Origin of the sequence: Streptomyces sp. CB00455, from assembly GCF_001905445.1 — a bacterium.
Lineage (GTDB): Bacteria > Actinomycetota > Actinomycetes > Streptomycetales > Streptomycetaceae > Streptomyces.
The window spans coordinates 359,020-376,084 of record NZ_LIVQ01000002.1; the positions used below are offsets into that span (position 1 = coordinate 359,020).

Annotated in this window: 17 protein-coding genes; 3 read left to right on the plus strand and 14 right to left on the minus strand. The window is 70.0% G+C overall.

From position 1 onward, the window contains the following. Positions 1-191 precede the first annotated feature (191 nt). From AMK16_RS09035 to AMK16_RS09045, 3 genes are all read left to right on the plus strand, one after another. Positions 192-1,385 (plus strand): sensor histidine kinase, encoded by a 1,194-nt coding sequence (locus AMK16_RS09035; RefSeq protein WP_242438665.1) that lies wholly within the window; start codon positions 192-194, stop codon positions 1,383-1,385. Next, positions 1,382-2,035: a response regulator gene (locus tag AMK16_RS09040; RefSeq protein ID WP_073911474.1), complete on the plus strand. Its 654-nt coding sequence runs from the start codon at positions 1,382-1,384 to the stop codon at positions 2,033-2,035. The genes AMK16_RS09035 and AMK16_RS09040 overlap by 4 nt, the downstream gene beginning before the upstream one ends. A gap of 136 nt (positions 2,036-2,171) precedes the next feature. Then, complete coding sequence (locus tag AMK16_RS09045) at positions 2,172-4,079, plus strand: glycoside hydrolase family 18 chitinase (RefSeq protein ID WP_079191420.1); 1,908 nt, start codon at positions 2,172-2,174, stop codon at positions 4,077-4,079. A gap of 84 nt (positions 4,080-4,163) precedes the next feature. Here AMK16_RS09045 and AMK16_RS09050 read toward each other — a convergent pair whose 3' ends face one another. The 14 genes from AMK16_RS09050 to AMK16_RS09115 form a co-directional block, all read right to left on the minus strand. Next, the gene (locus tag AMK16_RS09050; protein WP_073913469.1) at positions 4,164-4,610 is read right to left on the minus strand and encodes a DUF2550 domain-containing protein; all 447 of its coding nucleotides are present in this window, start codon (positions 4,608-4,610) and stop codon (positions 4,164-4,166) included. Positions 4,611-4,779: 169 nt separating this feature from the next. Next, positions 4,780-5,151 carry a F0F1 ATP synthase subunit epsilon gene (locus AMK16_RS09055; RefSeq protein ID WP_030720897.1) on the minus strand — a complete coding sequence of 124 codons (372 nt, stop codon included), beginning with the start codon at positions 5,149-5,151 and terminating at the stop codon, positions 4,780-4,782. A gap of 141 nt (positions 5,152-5,292) precedes the next feature. Next, complete coding sequence (gene atpD, locus AMK16_RS09060) at positions 5,293-6,735, minus strand: F0F1 ATP synthase subunit beta (protein ID WP_073911479.1); 1,443 nt, start codon at positions 6,733-6,735, stop codon at positions 5,293-5,295. After that, entirely contained in the window at positions 6,735-7,652 is a 918-nt protein-coding gene (locus AMK16_RS09065) for a F0F1 ATP synthase subunit gamma (protein WP_073911481.1), read from the minus strand. The genes atpD and AMK16_RS09065 overlap by 1 nt, the downstream gene beginning before the upstream one ends. A gap of 20 nt (positions 7,653-7,672) precedes the next feature. Beyond that, positions 7,673-9,268, minus strand: a complete 1,596-nt coding sequence (atpA, locus tag AMK16_RS09070; RefSeq protein WP_073911483.1) for a F0F1 ATP synthase subunit alpha — start codon at positions 9,266-9,268, stop codon at positions 7,673-7,675. Between the two features lie 128 nt (positions 9,269-9,396). After that, positions 9,397-10,212, minus strand: coding sequence for a F0F1 ATP synthase subunit delta (locus tag AMK16_RS09075; protein ID WP_073911486.1), 816 nt, complete (start codon positions 10,210-10,212; stop codon positions 9,397-9,399). Beyond that, on the minus strand, positions 10,209-10,748 hold the full coding sequence (locus AMK16_RS09080; RefSeq protein WP_073911488.1) for a F0F1 ATP synthase subunit B: 540 nt from the start codon (positions 10,746-10,748) through the stop codon (positions 10,209-10,211). Before AMK16_RS09080 ends, AMK16_RS09075 begins: the two co-directional genes overlap by 4 nt. Positions 10,749-10,789: 41 nt before the next feature. Beyond that, entirely contained in the window at positions 10,790-11,026 is a 237-nt protein-coding gene (locus tag AMK16_RS09085; RefSeq protein WP_030153776.1) for an ATP synthase subunit C, read from the minus strand. Positions 11,027-11,101: 75 nt separating this feature from the next. After that, positions 11,102-11,926, minus strand: coding sequence for a F0F1 ATP synthase subunit A (gene atpB / locus AMK16_RS09090; protein WP_107417089.1), 825 nt, complete (start codon positions 11,924-11,926; stop codon positions 11,102-11,104). 225 nt (positions 11,927-12,151) lie between these two features. Further along, positions 12,152-12,589, minus strand: a complete 438-nt coding sequence (locus AMK16_RS09095; RefSeq protein ID WP_073911491.1) for a hypothetical protein — start codon at positions 12,587-12,589, stop codon at positions 12,152-12,154. Positions 12,590-12,863: 274 nt separating this feature from the next. Then, positions 12,864-14,198 (minus strand): MraY family glycosyltransferase, encoded by a 1,335-nt coding sequence (locus AMK16_RS09100; RefSeq protein ID WP_242438666.1) that lies wholly within the window; start codon positions 14,196-14,198, stop codon positions 12,864-12,866. A gap of 116 nt (positions 14,199-14,314) precedes the next feature. Further along, positions 14,315-15,547: a serine hydroxymethyltransferase gene (gene glyA, locus AMK16_RS09105; RefSeq protein ID WP_073911496.1), complete on the minus strand. Its 1,233-nt coding sequence runs from the start codon at positions 15,545-15,547 to the stop codon at positions 14,315-14,317. Between the two features lie 188 nt (positions 15,548-15,735). After that, the gene (locus AMK16_RS09110) at positions 15,736-16,392 is read right to left on the minus strand and encodes an arsenate reductase/protein-tyrosine-phosphatase family protein (RefSeq protein ID WP_073911499.1); all 657 of its coding nucleotides are present in this window, start codon (positions 16,390-16,392) and stop codon (positions 15,736-15,738) included. Then, positions 16,389-17,036, minus strand: coding sequence for an L-threonylcarbamoyladenylate synthase (locus tag AMK16_RS09115; RefSeq protein ID WP_073911502.1), 648 nt, complete (start codon positions 17,034-17,036; stop codon positions 16,389-16,391). The genes AMK16_RS09110 and AMK16_RS09115 overlap by 4 nt, the downstream gene beginning before the upstream one ends. Between the last annotated feature and the right edge of the window lie 29 nt (positions 17,037-17,065).

Consider the following 17,065-nt stretch of genomic DNA (forward strand, 5'->3'; position numbering starts at 1 on the left):
CGGTGGCGTCGCGCTTCCCTCGCGCATCCCGTCGCGTTGCCCGGACCCCGGTCCCCGTTCTCCTCCAGACTCGCCCGCGCCGCGGCCCCGTTCGTCGTCCGCGGTGACGAAAGAGCACTGCACCCTTCGATGTAGCGCCGGTCCACCCGGGTGCCGAGGCCGGCGCCCCGCGCAGCGTGTTGGATGGGACCGTGACCGAGAAGAGCCTGCGCCCCCACCGCGACGACGTCCTCCTGGCCGTGGTCAGCGCCCTGGCCGGGCTGGTCCTGTGGTCGCTCGGCGTCTACAGCAGCGCCGACCGGCACTTCCTGCCCGCCTGGGCGGCCCTTGTTCCCCTCGCGGTCCTGAGCGCGCTGGAGCTGCTGCGCCGCACGGCGCCCGCCGTGGCCCTGCCCGTCGGGACGGCGGGCCTGATCGCCGACCAGTTCACGGTGGGGAGCCTGGCCACCGTCGTCGTCTTCACCGACCTGATGTACGCCGCCGTCGTGTACGGCAGGCCCGCGACGGCCCGCCGGCTCCCCGTCACCACCGGGCTGATCACCGTGGCCGTCACCATCGCCTCGCTCGCCTGGATGCGCACCCCCCAGGCCCTGCTGATCGGCGTGGTCACCGGCATCGTGAGCTTCGCCCCGGCACTGACCGGTGCCACCCTGCGCAACCACCGCGAGGCCGCCGTGGCCGCCCGGCTGCGCGCCGAGCAGACCGCGCTGCTGGCCGAGATGGACCGCAGCCAGGCCGTCGCGGCCGAACGGGCCCGGATGGCGCGGGAACTGCACGACATGGTGGCCAACCACCTCTCCGCCATCGCCATCCACTCGACCGCGGCCCTGTCCATCGACACGGCCCAGACCAGTCGGCAGGCGCTCGGGGTGATCCGGGAGAACAGCGTCCAGGGCCTGGCCGAAATGCGGCGCCTGATCGGGCTGCTGCGCGACGCGGAGACCGGGCAGGACCCGGTGGCCGTCCCCACGCTGGACGGTCTCGACGCCCTGCTGGGGCAGGCCCGGACCAACGGCTCGGCGAGCGGGCTGGACTTCGTCCTGCACGACGACCGGCCGCCCGGGCAGCCGGCGGCCGCCCCCGTCGAACTGGCGGCGTACCGGATCGTGCAGGAGTCGCTGACCAATGCCCTCAAGCACGCCGTGCCCGGCACGGTCACGGTCCGGGTGGCCCGGGGCCTCGGCCCCGGGGGGAGGCTGACCGTGGCGGTGGACTCCCCGTACGGCGAGCGGCCCGGGCCCCGCGCCCCCGGCTCGGGGGCCGGGCTCATCGGCATGCGGGAGCGGGCGGAGCTGCTGGGCGGGGAGTTCGCGGCCGGTGCGGCCGGCCGGGTGTGGCGGGTGCGGGCGGTCCTGCCCGCGCAGGAGAGGGCGGTGGCGCGATGACCATCCGGGTGGTGGTGGCGGAGGACCAGGGCGCGGTGCGGGCGGGGCTGGTGCTCATCCTGCGCAGCGCGGGCGACATCGAGGTGGCGGGCGAGGCGGGTGACGGGGAGGAGGCCGTGCGCCTGGCCCGGGAGCTGCGGCCGGACGTGGTCCTCATGGACGTGCAGATGCCCCGGCTCGACGGGGTGTCCGCCACGCGCCAGGTGGTCGCGGAGGGCCTGGCGGACGTCCTGGTGCTGACCACCTTCGACCTGGACGAGTACGTCTTCGGGGCGCTGCGGGCCGGGGCCGCGGGCTTCCTCCTGAAGAACGCGGAGGCCGCCGAGCTGATCGGGGCGGTACGGACGGTCGCGCGCGGGGAGGGCCTGATCTCCCCGGCGGTGACCCGGCGGCTGATCGCCGAGTTCGCCGCTCCGCGGGCGGTACGCAGGGCCGCGCCCCCGCGGACGGCGGCCGCCGTGGCGTCCCTGACGCGCCGTGAGCGCGAGGTCCTCGGATGCCTCGGGGAGGGTTTGTCGAACGCGGAGGTCGCGGTGCGCCTGGAGATGGCCGAGGCGACGGTGAAGACGCACGTCAGCCGGCTCCTGGGGAAGCTGGAGCTGCGCAGCCGACTCCAAGCCGCCGTGCTGGCCCAGGAGTTGGGTTTCTAGCCGCTCCGCTCGGAGAAGTCACGACGGGAGGTCTGGACCTCTTGACGGTTGGTCCAGACCTTTCTACGCTCGCCGCAACACTGTGGTGAGCGTGCCATGACAAAGCGTGCTCACGGGCGGCGCAGGTCCCACCCCCATGTCGATGCCGGCCCCCCGGCACAGACGGACCTACGGAGGATCACCCTTGAGCACAGCATCCCCACCCCGCACCAGGCGCACCCGCTTCTTCACCCGGGTCGCGGCGATCGTCGCCGCCCTCGCCGTGCCCGTCACCGGACTCGTCGCGCTGGCCGCTCCCGCGCAGGCCGCCGCATCGGCGACCGCGACGTACACGAAGGTCTCCGACTGGGGCTCCGGCTTCGAGGGCAAGTGGACGGTGAAGAACACCGGCACCACCACCCTCAACGGCTGGACCGTGGAGTGGGACTACCCCGCCGGCACCACGGTCACCTCGGCCTGGGACGCCACCGTCACCGGCTCGGGCACCCACTGGACCGGCAAGAACGTCGGCTGGAACGGCACCCTCTCCCCCGGCGCCAGCATCAGCTTCGGCTTCAACGGCGCCGGCCCCGGCGCCCCGGCCGGCTGCAAGGTCAACGGCAACCCCTGCGACGGCGCCTCCCAGCCCGGCGACAACCCGCCCTCGGCCCCCGGCACCCCCACCGCCTCCGGGGTCACCGACACCGGGCTGACCCTGGGCTGGAGCGCCGCCACCGACGACAAGGGCGTCAAGAACTACGACGTCTACCGCGGCGGCGCCAGGATCGCGACCGTCACGGGAACCACCTACGCGGACTCCGGCCTGACCAAGGGCACGGCCTACAGCTACACGGTCACCGCCCGCGACACCGCCGACCAGACGGGCCCCTCCTCCGGCGCCCTGTCGGTGACCACCACCGGCGGCGGCACGACCCCGCCCCCGGGCCCGGGCGACAAGGTCAAGCTCGGCTACTTCACCGAGTGGGGCGTCTACGGACGCAACTACCACGTGAAGAACCTGGTGACCTCCGGCTCCGCCGCCAAGATCACGCACATCAACTACGCCTTCGGCAACGTGCAGGGCGGCAAGTGCACCATCGGTGACGCCTACGCCGACTACGACAAGGCCTACACCGCCGACCAGAGCGTGGACGGCGTCGCCGACACCTGGGACCAGCCGCTGCGCGGCAACTTCAACCAGCTGCGCAAGCTGAAGGCGAAGTACCCCCACATCAAGATCCTGTGGTCCTTCGGCGGCTGGACCTGGTCCGGCGGCTTCGGCCAGGCCGCGGCCAACCCCGCCGCCTTCGCCGACTCCTGCCACCAGCTGGTCGAGGACCCGCGCTGGGCCGACGTCTTCGACGGCATCGACATCGACTGGGAGTACCCCAACGCCTGCGGCCTGTCCTGCGACACCAGCGGCGCCGCGTCCCTGAAGAACGTGCTGTCCGCCCTGCGCACCAGGTTCGGGGGCTCCGGCCTGGTCACCGCCGCCATCTCCGCGGACGGCTCGAACGGCGGCAAGCTCGACCTCGCCGACTACGCGGGCGCCGCGCAGTACGTCGACTTCTACAACGTGATGACCTACGACTTCTTCGGTGCGTGGGACGCCAAGGGCCCCACCGCCCCGCACTCCCCGCTCACCTCCTACGCAGGCCTCCCGATCGCCGGCTTCACCTCCGAGGCCGCCATCACCAAGCTCAAGGGCAAGGGGGTCCCCGGCTCCAAGCTGAACCTCGGCATCGGCTTCTACGGCCGCGGCTGGACCGGCGTCACCCAGGACGCCCCCGGTGGCGCCGCCACCGGACCCGCGCCGGGCACCTACGAGCAGGGCATCGAGGACTACAAGGTGCTCAAGGCCAGTTGCCCGGCCACCGGCACCGTCGCCGGCACCGCCTACGCCAGGTGCGGCAGCAACTGGTGGAGCTACGACACCCCCGCCACCATCGCCGGCAAGATGACCTGGACCAAGAACCAGGGCCTGCGCGGAGCCTTCTTCTGGGAGTTCAGCGGTGACACCGCCGGCGGTGAGCTGGCGAACGCGATCCACACCGGACTGCAGTAACCCCCACGCACTGCCCCGGTGACACGACGAAGCCGGGGAGACGGGTCCGCCCCCGTCTCCCCGGCTTCTTCACGCCTTCGGCCCTCAGGCCACGTTCACCCGCTGCCCCGGCGGGGCCGCCTCCAGCCAGGCCAGGAATCCCGTCAGCGCGTCCTCGCTCATCGCCAGCTCCAGGCGGGTCCCGCGGTGGAGACAGCCGAGCACGACGGCGTCGGAGAGCAGGGCCAGTTCCTCCTCGCCCTCCGGAGCCCGACGGGAGACGACCTCGATGGAGGAGCGCTCCAGCAGCCGGCGGGGGCGGGGCGCGTAGCTGAACACGCGGAACCACTCGATGCGGTCACCGCTGTAGCGCGCGACCCCGTACACCCAGCCCTTGCCGGAGGTGTCCGCTTCCTCGGCCACACCCCAGCGCATGCTGCAGTCGAAGGTGCCGCCGGACCGCTGGATGAGTCTGCGGCGCAGTCCGAACACAAACAGCCCGATCACCACCAGGGCTACGACCAGGCCGCTCACAAGCAGAGCGAGGAGCATCTTCACCGACCTCCTCGCTCATCGAGAACCACACACGAAAAACGACCTGCATCCTGCATCGCCTCAGCCGCGACCCGGTCTGGAAGACTCCAGAACGGACCGCGGCTGAGGATTGCCGGGTCCCGGAGGGCGACCCCCGGGGCTCAGCGGTTCACACTCCGACGGGTGTTCAGCCCGTCACGGCGCGCAGCCGGACGTCCGCGCGACGCTCGGCGGCCGCGTCGGCCTCCGACTTCGCGCGTTCCAGTGCCCGCTCCGCACGCTGGACATCGATCTCGTCCGCGAGCTCGGCGATCTCGGCCAGCAGCGACAGCTTGTTGTCGGCGAACGAGATGAAACCGCCGTGCACCGCTGCGACGACGGTGTTGCCGTCGCTGGTGCGGATGGTCACAGGGCCCGATTCCAGCACACCGAGAAGCGGCTGGTGACCGGGCATGACGCCGATGTCGCCGGACGTGGTGCGGGCGACAACAAGGGTGGCCTCGCCGGACCAGACATTGCGGTCCGCCGCGACCAGCTCGACGTGCAGCTCAGCAGCCAAGGTGGCTCCTCGGGTCACCACCCGGCGGGTCGGCCGGGTGTTGGGTCAAATTCTAATGGGCGTGGGGAGAGGGACGGGACGCACCCCGCCCCTCTCCGTGCGTGCGTCGAACCGGATGCGCTCCTCGCGGAGCGCGCCGGATCAGGAGACGCCCAGCTCCTTGGCGTTGGCCTTCAGGTCCTCGATGCCACCGCACATGAAGAACGCCTGCTCGGGGAAGTGGTCGTAGTCACCGTCGCAGATCGCGTTGAACGCGGTGATCGACTCGTCGAGCGGGACGTCCGAACCGTCCACGCCGGTGAACTGCTTGGCGACGTGGGTGTTCTGCGACAGGAAGCGCTCGACGCGACGGGCACGGTGGACGACGAGCTTGTCTTCCTCGCCCAGCTCGTCGATGCCGAGGATCGCGATGATGTCCTGGAGGTCCTTGTACTTCTGCAGGATCCCCTTGACACGCATGGCGGCCGCGTAGTGGTCCGCCGCGATGTACCGCGGGTCGAGGATGCGGGACGTCGAGTCCAGCGGGTCCACGGCCGGGTAGATGCCCTTCTCGGAGATCGGACGGGAGAGAACCGTCGTCGCGTCGAGGTGGGCGAAGGTGGTCGCCGGCGCCGGGTCGGTCAGGTCGTCCGCGGGGACGTAGATCGCCTGCATCGAGGTGATCGAGTGACCACGGGTCGAGGTGATGCGCTCCTGGAGGAGACCCATCTCGTCGGCCAGGTTCGGCTGGTAACCCACCGCGGAGGGCATGCGGCCGAGCAGGGTCGACACCTCGGAACCCGCCTGGGTGTACCGGAAGATGTTGTCGATGAAGAAGAGCACGTCCTGCTTCTGCACATCGCGGAAGTACTCCGCCATGGTCAGACCGGCCAGGGCGACGCGCAGACGGGTGCCCGGGGGCTCGTCCATCTGGCCGAAGACGAGCGCCGTCTTGTCGATGACGCCCGAGTCGCCCATCTCCTCGATGAGGTCGTTGCCCTCACGGGTACGCTCACCGACGCCCGCGAACACCGACACACCGTCGTGGTTGTTGGCGACGCGGTAGATCATTTCCTGGATCAGAACGGTCTTGCCGACACCGGCACCACCGAACAGACCGATCTTTCCACCCTTGACGTACGGGGTGAGGAGGTCGATGACCTTGACGCCGGTCTCGAACATCTCGGTCTTCGACTCGAGCTCGTCGAAGCGGGGGGCCTTGCGGTGGATCGGCCAGCGCTCGGTGACCTCGGAGTTGGCCTCCGGGTAGTTGAGCACCTCACCCAGGGTGTTGAACACCTTGCCCTTGGTGAAGTCACCGACGGGGACGGTGATGCCCTCGCCCGTGTCGGTCACCGGGGCCTGGCGGACCAGACCGTCGGTCGGCTGCATCGAAATGGTGCGGACCACGCCGTCACCCAGGTGCTGGGCGACTTCCAGGGTCAGCGTCTTGAGCGCGCCGTTCTCGGCCGGGTCGGCGACCTGGACCTTGAGGGCGTTGTAGATCTCGGGCATCGCGTCGACGGGGAACTCCACGTCGACGACCGGGCCGATGACCCGGGCGACGCGGCCCGTGGCGGCGGCCGTCTCAACAGAGGTCGTCATTACTTGTCACTCCCCGCGGTCGCGTCGGCCATGGCGCTGGCGCCACCGACGATCTCGCTGATTTCCTGGGTGATTTCGGCCTGGCGGGCCGCGTTGGCGAGCCGGGAGAGGCTCTTGATGAGGTCCCCGGCGTTGTCGGTTGCCGACTTCATCGCGCGGCGGCGGGCGGCGTGCTCGGAAGCGGCCGACTGCAGCAGTGCGTTGTAGATGCGGCTCTCGACGTATCGCGGCAGAAGGGCGTCGAGGACGTCCTCCGCCGACGGCTCGAAGTCGAACAGCGGAAGGATCTCGCCCTTCGTGCCGGTCTCCTCCGCAGCCTGGTCGAGGCTGAGCGGCAGCATCCGTCCGTCCACCGCGTTCTGCGTCATCATCGACACGAATTCCGTGTAGACGATGTGCAGCTCGTCGACGCCACCCTCGGCCGTTTCCGTCTGGATGGCCTCGATCAGCGGCGCCGCGACGCGCTTGGCGTCGGCGTAGGCCGGGCTGTCGGTGAAGCCGGTCCACGACTGCGCGACCGTGCGCTCGCGGAAGCCGTAGTAGGCGACACCCTTGCGGCCGACGATGTAGGCGTCGACCTCCTTGCCCTCAGCGCGCAGCCGCTCGGTGAGCCGCTCCGCCTGCTTGATGGCGTTCGAGGAGTAGCCGCCGGCCAGACCGCGGTCGCTCGTGATGAGCAGGACCGCGGCGCGGGCCGGCGCCTCGACCTCGGTGGTCAGGGCGTGCTTGGTGTTCGAACCGGTCGCCACCGCGGTCACCGCACGGGTGAGCTCGGTCGCGTACGGCATCGATGCCGCCACCTTGCGCTGCGCCTTGACGATGCGCGAGGCGGCGATCATCTCCATCGCCTTGGTGATCTTCTTGGTCGCCGTGACGGCACGGATGCGACGCTTGTAGACCCGGAGCTGCGCTCCCATGAGTCAGGTCCCTTCCGTCGTCACTTGGAGACGTTGACGGCCGGCGCGTCCTCGCCCAGGAGCTTGCCGTCCGAGGTCTCGAACTGCCGCTTGAAGTTGGCGATGGCGTCCGCGATCGACGTCAGGGTGTCGTCCGACATCTTGCCGCCCTCGGCGATGGAGGTGAGGAGCTCCTTGCGCTCGCGGCGCAGGTGCTCCAGCAGCTCCGACTCGAAGCGACGGATGTCGTTCACCGGGACGTCGTCCATCTTGCCGGTGGTACCGGCCCAGACGGAGACGACCTGCTCCTCGACGGGCATCGGCTGGTACTGGCCCTGCTTCAGCAGCTCGACCATGCGCTTGCCGCGCTCCAGCGAGTTCTTCGACGCGGCGTCCAGGTCGGAACCGAAGGCGGCGAACGCCTCCAGCTCGCGGTACTGGGCGAGGTCCACGCGCAGACGGCCGGAAACCTGCTTCATCGCCTTGTGCTGGGCGGAGCCACCGACGCGGGAGACCGAGATACCGACGTTCAGCGCCGGGCGCTGGCCCGCGTTGAACAGGTCGGACTCCAGGAAGCACTGGCCGTCGGTGATGGAGATGACGTTGGTCGGGATGAACGCCGACACGTCGTTCGCCTTGGTCTCGACGATCGGCAGACCGGTCATCGAACCGGCACCCATCTCGTCGGACAGCTTCGCGCAGCGCTCCAGCAGACGGGAGTGCAGGTAGAAGACGTCACCCGGGTAGGCCTCGCGGCCCGGCGGGCGGCGCAGCAGCAGCGACACGGCGCGGTAGGCGTCGGCCTGCTTCGACAGGTCGTCGAAGATGATCAGGACGTGCTTGCCGGCGTACATCCAGTGCTGGCCGATGGCGGAGCCGGTGTACGGCGCCAGGTACTTGAAGCCGGCCGGGTCGGACGCCGGGGCGGCGACGATCGTCGTGTACTCGAGCGCGCCGGCCTCTTCCAGGGCGCCGCGAACGGACGCGATGGTCGAGCCCTTCTGGCCGATGGCGACGTAGATGCAGCGGACCTGCTTGTTCACGTCGCCGGAGCGCCAGTTGTCGCGCTGGTTGATGATCGTGTCGACGGCCAGGGCGGTCTTGCCCGTCTGGCGGTCGCCGATGATCAGCTGACGCTGGCCACGGCCGATCGGCACCATCGCGTCGACGGCCTTGTAGCCGGTCTGCATCGGCTCGTGGACCGACTTGCGGACCATGACGCCCGGGGCCTGCAGCTCGAGGGCGCGGCGGCCCTCGGTCGCGATCTCGCCGAGGCCGTCGATCGGGTTGCCGAGCGGGTCGACAACACGGCCGAGGTAGCCCTCGCCGACACCTACGGAGAGAACCTCACCGGTGCGCTGCACCGGCTGGCCCTCCTCGATACCGCTGAACTCGCCGAGGACGATCGCACCGATCTCGCGCTCCTCGAGGTTGAGGGCGAGACCGAGGGTGCCGTCCTCGAACTTCAGCAGCTCGTTCGCCATGGCGGAGGGCAGGCCCTCCACCTTCGCGATGCCGTCGCCGGCAACGCTGACCGTTCCGACCTCCTCGCGCGAGGCCGCGTCCGGCTGGTACGACTGGACGAAGTTCTCCAGTGCGTCCCGGATCTCCTCCGGCCGGATCGTGAGCTCCGCCATCTGGGTTCCCTGCTCTCCTTGTTGGGCCTGAAGCTTCTTAGGGGTCTGGGGGCGACCCCCAGGAATCTTCTGCAAGTTCTGCACGGCCCAACCGGGCCGCTAGGAATGCTTTGTTCTGTTGGTGCCGGTCAGCCGGCCATGCGGCGGGACGCCTCGGCGAGGCGGTCCGCGATGGTGCCGTCGATGACCTCGTCGCCGACGCGCACCGTGATCCCGCCGAGGACCTCGGGGTCCACGTCGAGGTTCAGGTGCATCTGACGGCCGTACAGCTTGGCCAGCACCGCGCCGAGACGCTGCTTCTGCGCGTCGCTGAGCGGAACCGCGCTGGTCACGGTGGCGACCATGCGGTCACGGCGCTCGGCGGCGAGCTTGGAAAGGGATTCGAGTCCCGCTTCCAGGCTACGTCCACGCGGGTGCGTGACAAGACGGATGACCAGACGCTCGGTGACGGCGTTCGCCTTGCCGCCGAGCAGGCTGCGCAGCAGCGCGCTCTTGGCGGAGGTGGTGGCCGCACTGTCGGTCAGCGCGGCACGCAGCCCGGTGTTCGAGGCGACGATCCGGCCGAAGCGGAAGATCTCGTCCTCGACGTCGTCGAGCGCGCCGGCGCGCTGGGCCGCCGTGAGGTCGGCGGTGTCCGCCAGCTGCTCCAGGGCGTCCACCAGGTCGCGGGACTGCGACCAGCGGGACCGGACCATGCCGGACACCAGGTCGAGGGTCTCCCCGCCCACCTGGCCGCGCAGCAGCCGGCCGACCAGCTCGGCCTTGGCCTCGCCGGACTGCGCCGGGTCGGTGAGGACCCGACGCAGCGAGACCTCACGGTCGAGCAGCGCGGTGACGGCCGCCAGCTCACCGCCGAGCGCCGACGCGTCGGCGGACGTGTTGTCCGTCAGCGCGTCGAGACGCTCACGCGCGGAGGCCAGCGCCTCGCGGCTCGCTCCGTTCATCGGGCGGCCTCGGCCTTCTCCTCGAGATCGCTGAGGAAACGGTCGATCGTGCGGCTCTGCCGGGCGTGGTCCTCAAGGGACTCGCCGACGAGCTTGCCGGCCAGGTCGGTGGCGAGCTTGCCCACGTCCTGACGCAGCGAGTGGGCCGCGGCCTTGCGGTCGGCCTCGATCTGGGCGTGGCCGGCAGCGATGATCTCCTCCCGCTGCCGCTGGCCCTCTGCGCGCAGTTCTTCCTTGAGCGCAGTGCCCTGCTCCAGCGCTTCCTGGCGCAGGCGCGCGGCCTCGTGCCGGGCTTCGGCGAGCTGGGCCTTGTACTGCTCCAGCACGCTCTGGGCCTCGGTCTGAGCGGCCTCAGCCTTCTCGATACCGCCTTCGATGGCCTCGCGGCGCTCTTCCAGAACCTTGTTGATGTTCGGGAGGAGCTTCTTCGCGAGGAAGCCGAAGACGATGACGAAGGCGATCAGACCGATGACGAGCTCGGGGATCGGCGGAACGAGCGGGTTTTCCGTCTCGGCCGCGAGAACCAGGAGGTTCACATCAGTGCCTTTCGTCTAATCGGACTAGTGGTCGCGGTTCGTCAGCTGTAGACGAACGGCATGACCAGACCGATGAGGGCGAGCGCCTCACAGAAGGCGAAGCCGAGGATCTGGTTGGCGCGGATCAGACCGGCAGCCTCGGGCTGACGGGCGAGAGCCTGCGTGCCGTTACCGAAGATGATGCCGACGCCGACGCCCGGGCCGATGGCCGCGAGACCGTAACCGACAGAGCTGAGGGAACCGGTGACGCCATCGGCGGCAGCGAGGATCTGGGACATGCCAGTTCTTCCTTCTCTTTCACGGACCGGTGGGGGTTGGCCACCGGACGACAGGGGGTTTGGGGTGGGCCTGGCTCAGTGGTGCTCAGCGAGTGCGCCCTGGATGAAGCTGCAGGCCAGGAGGACGAAGACGTAGGCCTGGACAGCCTGGATGAAGAGCTCGAAGGCGGTCATCACGATCACCATGACGAACGAGACGCCCGCGTAGGCGATGCCGATCCCGTTCAGCAGGTACCAGCTGGCGATGGTGAACAGCAGCAGCAGGGTGTGACCGGCGAACATGTTCGCGAACAGTCGGACCGCGTGGGTGAAGGGGCGGACCAGGACGTTCGAGAAGAACTCGATGACCATGACGAGGGGCAGAACGCCGCCGAGCGACTTGTCGTAGCCCGTCAGGTTCTTGAAGCCGCCGACGAAGCCGTGACGCTTGAACGTCACCGACATCCAGATGAAGTAGACGATCGCCGCGAGAATCGCCGGGTACGCGATGATCGCGGTCACCGGGAACTGCGCCACGGGGACGATCGACCAGACGTTCAGGATCCAGACGAAGAAGAACAGCGACACCATGAAGGGGACGTACTTCTCGCCCTCCTTCTTGCCCAGCGTCTCGTACACGATGCCGCGGCGCACGAAGTCGTATCCGGCCTCGGCGACCATCTGGAGCTTGCCCGGGACGACCTTCGGCTTCCGGAACGCGGCCCAGAAGAAAGCGACGATGACCAGCGAGCCCAGCAGGGCCAGCAGCATCGGCTTGTTGAAGTACGCACTGGTCAGGCCGGCTTCGCCCCACAGCGGCTCGAAGAGGAACGAGTGCAGGCCCGGACCGGGGAAGCCACATCCGTCGAAGATGTGACAGTCGGTCTCGAAAGCGAGCACCGTCATCGGGTCAGCACTCACCGCGGGCTCCTTCAGCGTGGCGCATAGGTACGGCAACCTCGTTGTGTCGGCGCGGCGCACAGCCGCTGTTCGGCACTGGACTGGTGTTACTGGTGTGGGGGCGGCGATCAGGCATGGAGCCTCGCGATGGAACAGGCGTCAGCTCAGATGCCCGCGCCCGCAGTGCCGCAGTTGGCACCGGACGATAGCAGGATCCCGAACGCCTACTTATGCCGCCCCTACCCCTCACGACTTCGGCCCCGAATTTTCGGGCTTGTCGCCCTTCATCGAATCCGGTTCGACGTAGAGGATCTTGGCCTTCATATGAGCACGCGTCTGTGCGCCGATCCACACGAGGGTGGTGACGACGAGCGTGATCGCGAACGCCTTGGGGTGGAACAGGGTGGTGTTCTTGAACGCGGCGAGAAAGACGAAGAGCAACAGGATCTGGGCCGCGTAGAGCATGAGCCCCATGGCCTGGAAGAGGTGCGGGAGCGATTTCGCCGTGCGCTGCAGAACGACGAATCCGATGCCCATGAAGGCAATCGCCAACAGCGTCGCGATCACGGCTCCGAGCGCACCCTTGCCGCCGACGACCAACGCGCTGATCACGGCGGCGAGTGCGCCGGCGACAGCGGTGGGTACGGCGGCTTGCAGGAGGGATCGGACGTCGTTAGACCGCATGGCGGTTTGCTCCGCGTGGTGGTGGGGGCACGGGACTCGTACGGGACGAGCGTAAGCCCGGTCCGAGATCGAACCTCGGGCCAAGGGACCGTCGCACTACGGTCCTTCGACTCTGTCGCCGGGTTTAGTGAACGGTATCACAAACTATTTGATGAGAGCTTTACCTGCCGGGTGTGCCGACTGTCACACATGAGAGTGACCATGCGCGTGTGTGCACGACAGGCAGGCGCCTTGTCTGGTAATGGGAGTTCATGTCCGACATGCACCCGCGCGGTCAGCGGGTGGATTCAGCCTTACGCCGGTCGGGGAAGCGCGAACGGGGGCCTACGGCGGTTGCGCCGTTGACGCCCGAGACGCCCACGGTGATCGGCCTGGCCGGCTGCGGCTCCGTACCCGAGGCGTCCAGCGCGGCCGCCTCCGCCGCGGCCTCGGCGGCCCGTGAGGCGTGCCGGTAGCGCGGCGGCACCAGCCCCTGTGCCCAGCGCGGGGCCCGCGGGGTGAAGCGCGGCAGGAGCAGCAGGATCAGACCCACGGCGCTCAGCGCCGCGATCGCCAGCACGATCCACATCGAGGCGGAGTGCACCGAGTACGCGACCGTGCCGAAGGCGATCAGCCCCGACCAGAAGTACATGATGAGCACCGCGCGGCTGTGCGAATGCCCCAGTTCCAGCAGCCGGTGGTGCAGGTGCCCGCGGTCGGCGGCGAAGGGCGACTGCCCCTTCCAGGTACGCCGGACGATGGCCAGGACCAGGTCCGCCATCGGGATCGCGATGATGGTCAGGGGCAGGATCAGCGGGATGAAGACGGGGAGCATCGCGTGCGTCGCGTTGCGCTCGCCGCCCGCGAACAGCGCCATCGCGTCGGGGTCGACCTGCCCGGTAACGGAGATCGCGGCGGCGGCCAGTACCAGGCCGATGAGCATCGAGCCGGAGTCGCCCATGAAGATCCGGGCGGGGTGCATGTTGTGCGGCAGGAAGCCCAGGCACATGCCCATCAGGATCGCCGCGAAGAGCGTCGCGGGCGCGGCCGCCTCGATGCCATAGCCGAACCAGATGCGGTAGGCGTAGAGGAAGAACGCGGTGGTGGCGATGCAGACCATGCCGGCGGCGAGGCCGTCGAGGCCGTCCACGAAGTTCACGGCGTTGATGGTGATCACGACGAGGGCCACGGTGAGCAGGTTTCCCTGCCACTGGGTGAGCGCGACCGTGCCGATCCACGGGACGGGGATCCACAGGATGGTCAGACCCTGCATGACCATCACACCGGCGGCGATCATCTGCGCGCCGAGTTTGATCAGCGCGTCGATCTCGAACTTGTCGTCGAGCACGCCGACGAGCCAGATCAGTGCCGCGCCGGAGAGCAGCGCGCGCGGTTCATTGGACAACTCGAAGACGCCGTTGAGGTTCTGCAGGTGGTCGGCGACGAGCAGTCCCGCGCACAGGCCGCCGAACATGGCGATGCCGCCCAGCCGTGGCGTGGGTTCGCGGTGCACGTCGCGGGCACGGATCTCCGGCATGGCCCCGGCCGCGATCGCGAACTTCCGCACGGGCCCGGTCAGCAGGTAGGTCACCGCGACCGTGACGCAAAGCGTCAGCAGATATTCACGCACGGGCTGCCCCAGATGTATCGCCGGCCATCTCAGCCCCACACATTAGCTGCGATGTCTGCTTCACCGAGGACGCGAGGGGGTGGTATCCCGGTTGCAGTACGACCGTCTTGTCGTGATTACGCACTGTACGGGGGGAATTCGAACGTGAGCTCGCCGACCTCCGCGCGGGTCTTCGCCGCTTCACCGCGCAGCGCGGAGGCGAACAGCGCGGCGATCCTCAGCATCTCTCCCTCCCCCATCCCCTGCGTGGTGACGGCGGCCGTACCCAGCCTGATGCCGCGCTGGTCCCCGTACGGCAGCGCGCAGGTGTCGAGCACGATCCCGGCGGCCGCCAGCAGCCCCCGCGCGGCCGGTCCGTCGAGACCGAGGGGCGCCGGGTCCGCGGTGATCAGGTGCGTGTCCGTCCCGCCGGTGGTGACGGCGAAGCCCAGGTCCTCCAGCGCGCCGGCCAGCTCTCGGGCGTTGGAGACGACCCGGTGGGCGTAGGTGGTGAAGGCCGGAGCGGCGGCCTCCCCGAAGGCGACGGCCTTGGCGGCGATGGTGTGCATCTGGGCGCCGCCCTGGGTGAAGGGGAACACCGCCCGGTCGACGCGCTCGGCGAACTCGCGCCCGCACAGGATCATCCCGCCGCGCGGCCCGCGCAGCACCTTGTGCGTGGTCGCGCAGACCAGGTCCGCGTACGGGACGGGGCTGGGCGCGGCCGCGCCGGCCACCAGCCCGATGGGGTGGGCGGCGTCCGCGATCAGGTAGGCGCCGACCTCGTCGGCGATCTCGCGGAAGGCCGAGTACTCGGGATGGCGGGAGTAGGAGATCGAACCGCAGACGATGGCCTTGGGCCGGTGCGCGTGCGCGAGCTGCTGCACCTGCTCGTAGTCGATGAGCCCGCTCTCCGCGTCCACTCCGTACCCGACGAAGTCGAACCAGCGGCCGGAGAAGTTGGCCGGCGACCCGTGGGTGAGGTGGCCCCCGTACGGCAGGCCCATGGCCAGCACCGTGTCCCCGGGGCGCAGCAGCGCGGCGTAGGCGGCCAGGACCGCGGAGGATCCGGAATGGGCCTGCACGTTGGCGTGCTCGGCGCCGAAGAGCGCCTTGGCCCGCTCCACGGCCACGCGTTCTGCGAGGTCGGCGTACTCGCACCCGCCGTGGTGGCGGGCGCCGGGGTAGCCCTCGGCGTACTTGTTGGCGAGCGGCGAGCCGAGCGCGGCCAGGACGGCGGGCGAGGTGAAGTTCTCGGCGGCGATCAGCTGGAGCGTGGTGGCCTGCCGCTGCCGCTCCCCCGCGAGGACGTCGGCCATCTGCGGGTCCTGCCGTCGCAGGAGGTCGGTCGGCAGGTCGGTGGTGACGGTCATGGCACGACTCCCGCGCGGTGGGGGTACCGGGTAGGCCCACCATATTCCCGCCATCGGGCTCGCGCCGCCCGAGCCGCGTGCGGCGCGCGGGGCCGTCCCTCACGCGCCCTCGCACCGGTGGCTCCGGGGGCCGTCCGGCGGCTTCCGGCCGCACCGGCCGCGGCCGCGTGCCCGGGGGCGGCGCGCGGTCAGCGTGCGGCCGTCACGCCCGTCAGGGCCGTGACCACGGGGTCCAGCGCCTGGTTGATCTCGTCGCCGATGGAGCGGAAGAAGGTGATGGGGGCGCCGTACGGGTCGTACACCTCGTCGGCGTCCGGCGAGGGGGCCAGCAGCCAGCCCCGCAGTGCGGCAGCGGCCCGTACCAGCGCGCGCGCCCGCGCCGCCATGCCGTCGTCCAGCGGCGGCAGGGTGGCCGGATCTATCGCACGGACGAGGCGGGTGAACTCCTTCAGCGTGAAGGTCCGCAGCCCCGCGGAGTGCCCCATGGAGATGACCTGCGCGCGGTGGTCGCGCGTGGCGGTCAGCACCAGGTCGGCGCGTATGACGTGCTCGTCCAGCAGTTCACGCCCGGTGAAACCGGAGGCGTCGGCGCCGAAGTCCGCCAGCACGGCGGCCGCGTTCGCCTCCATCGGGGCGCCCTCGTGGCCCCAGGTGCCGGCGCTCTCCACGACGAGGTCGCCCGCGACGAGGCCGCCGAGGCGGTGCGAGAGGGCGTGGCGCGTCAGCCGCTCGGTGATGGGCGAGCGGCAGACGTTGCCGGTGCTGACGTGGAGTATGCGGAAGGTGTCGTCGTCGGCTGCCGCCGGGCCGTGTCCCCTTGCTATGCCACGCCCCTCAGGGCTCACGGGGCGACCTCGAGGTCGGGTACGACCTCCCGCAGCTGGTCCGCGGTGAGCGCCCCCTCGCGCAGCAGGAGGGGGACCTTCCCCGTGACGTCGACGATCGACGACGGCTGGATGCCGGGGGTCGGACCGCCGTCCAGGTACACGGACACGGAGTCCCCGAGCATCTCGCGCGCGGCGTCGCAGTCCTCGGGCGCCGGGTGCCCCGACAGGTTGGCCGAGGACACCGCCATCGGTCCGACCTCGGTCAGCAGCTCGATCGCGACGGGGTGCAGGGGCATGCGCACGGCCACGGTGCCGTGGGTGTCGCCGAGGTCCCACGCCAGCGAGGGCTGGTGCTTGGCGACCAGGGTCAGCGCGCCGGGCCAGAAGGCGTCGACGAGCTCCCACGCCTGCTCGGAGAAGTCCGTGACCAGGCCGTGGAGGGTGTTCGGGGAGCCGATGAGCACCGGGGTGGGCATGCCGCGGCCCCGGCCCTTGGCGGCGAGGAGGTCGTGCACGGCCTCCGGGCTGAAGGCGTCCGCGCCGATCCCGTACAGGGTGTCGGTGGGCAGCACGACGAGCTCGCCGCGACGCACGGCTGAGGCGGCCTCGCGCAGGCCCGTCTTGCGGTCCGTCGCGTCGTTGCAGTCGTATCGCCGGGCCATCAGCGGGCCTCCTCGTGCAGCGGGGTGGT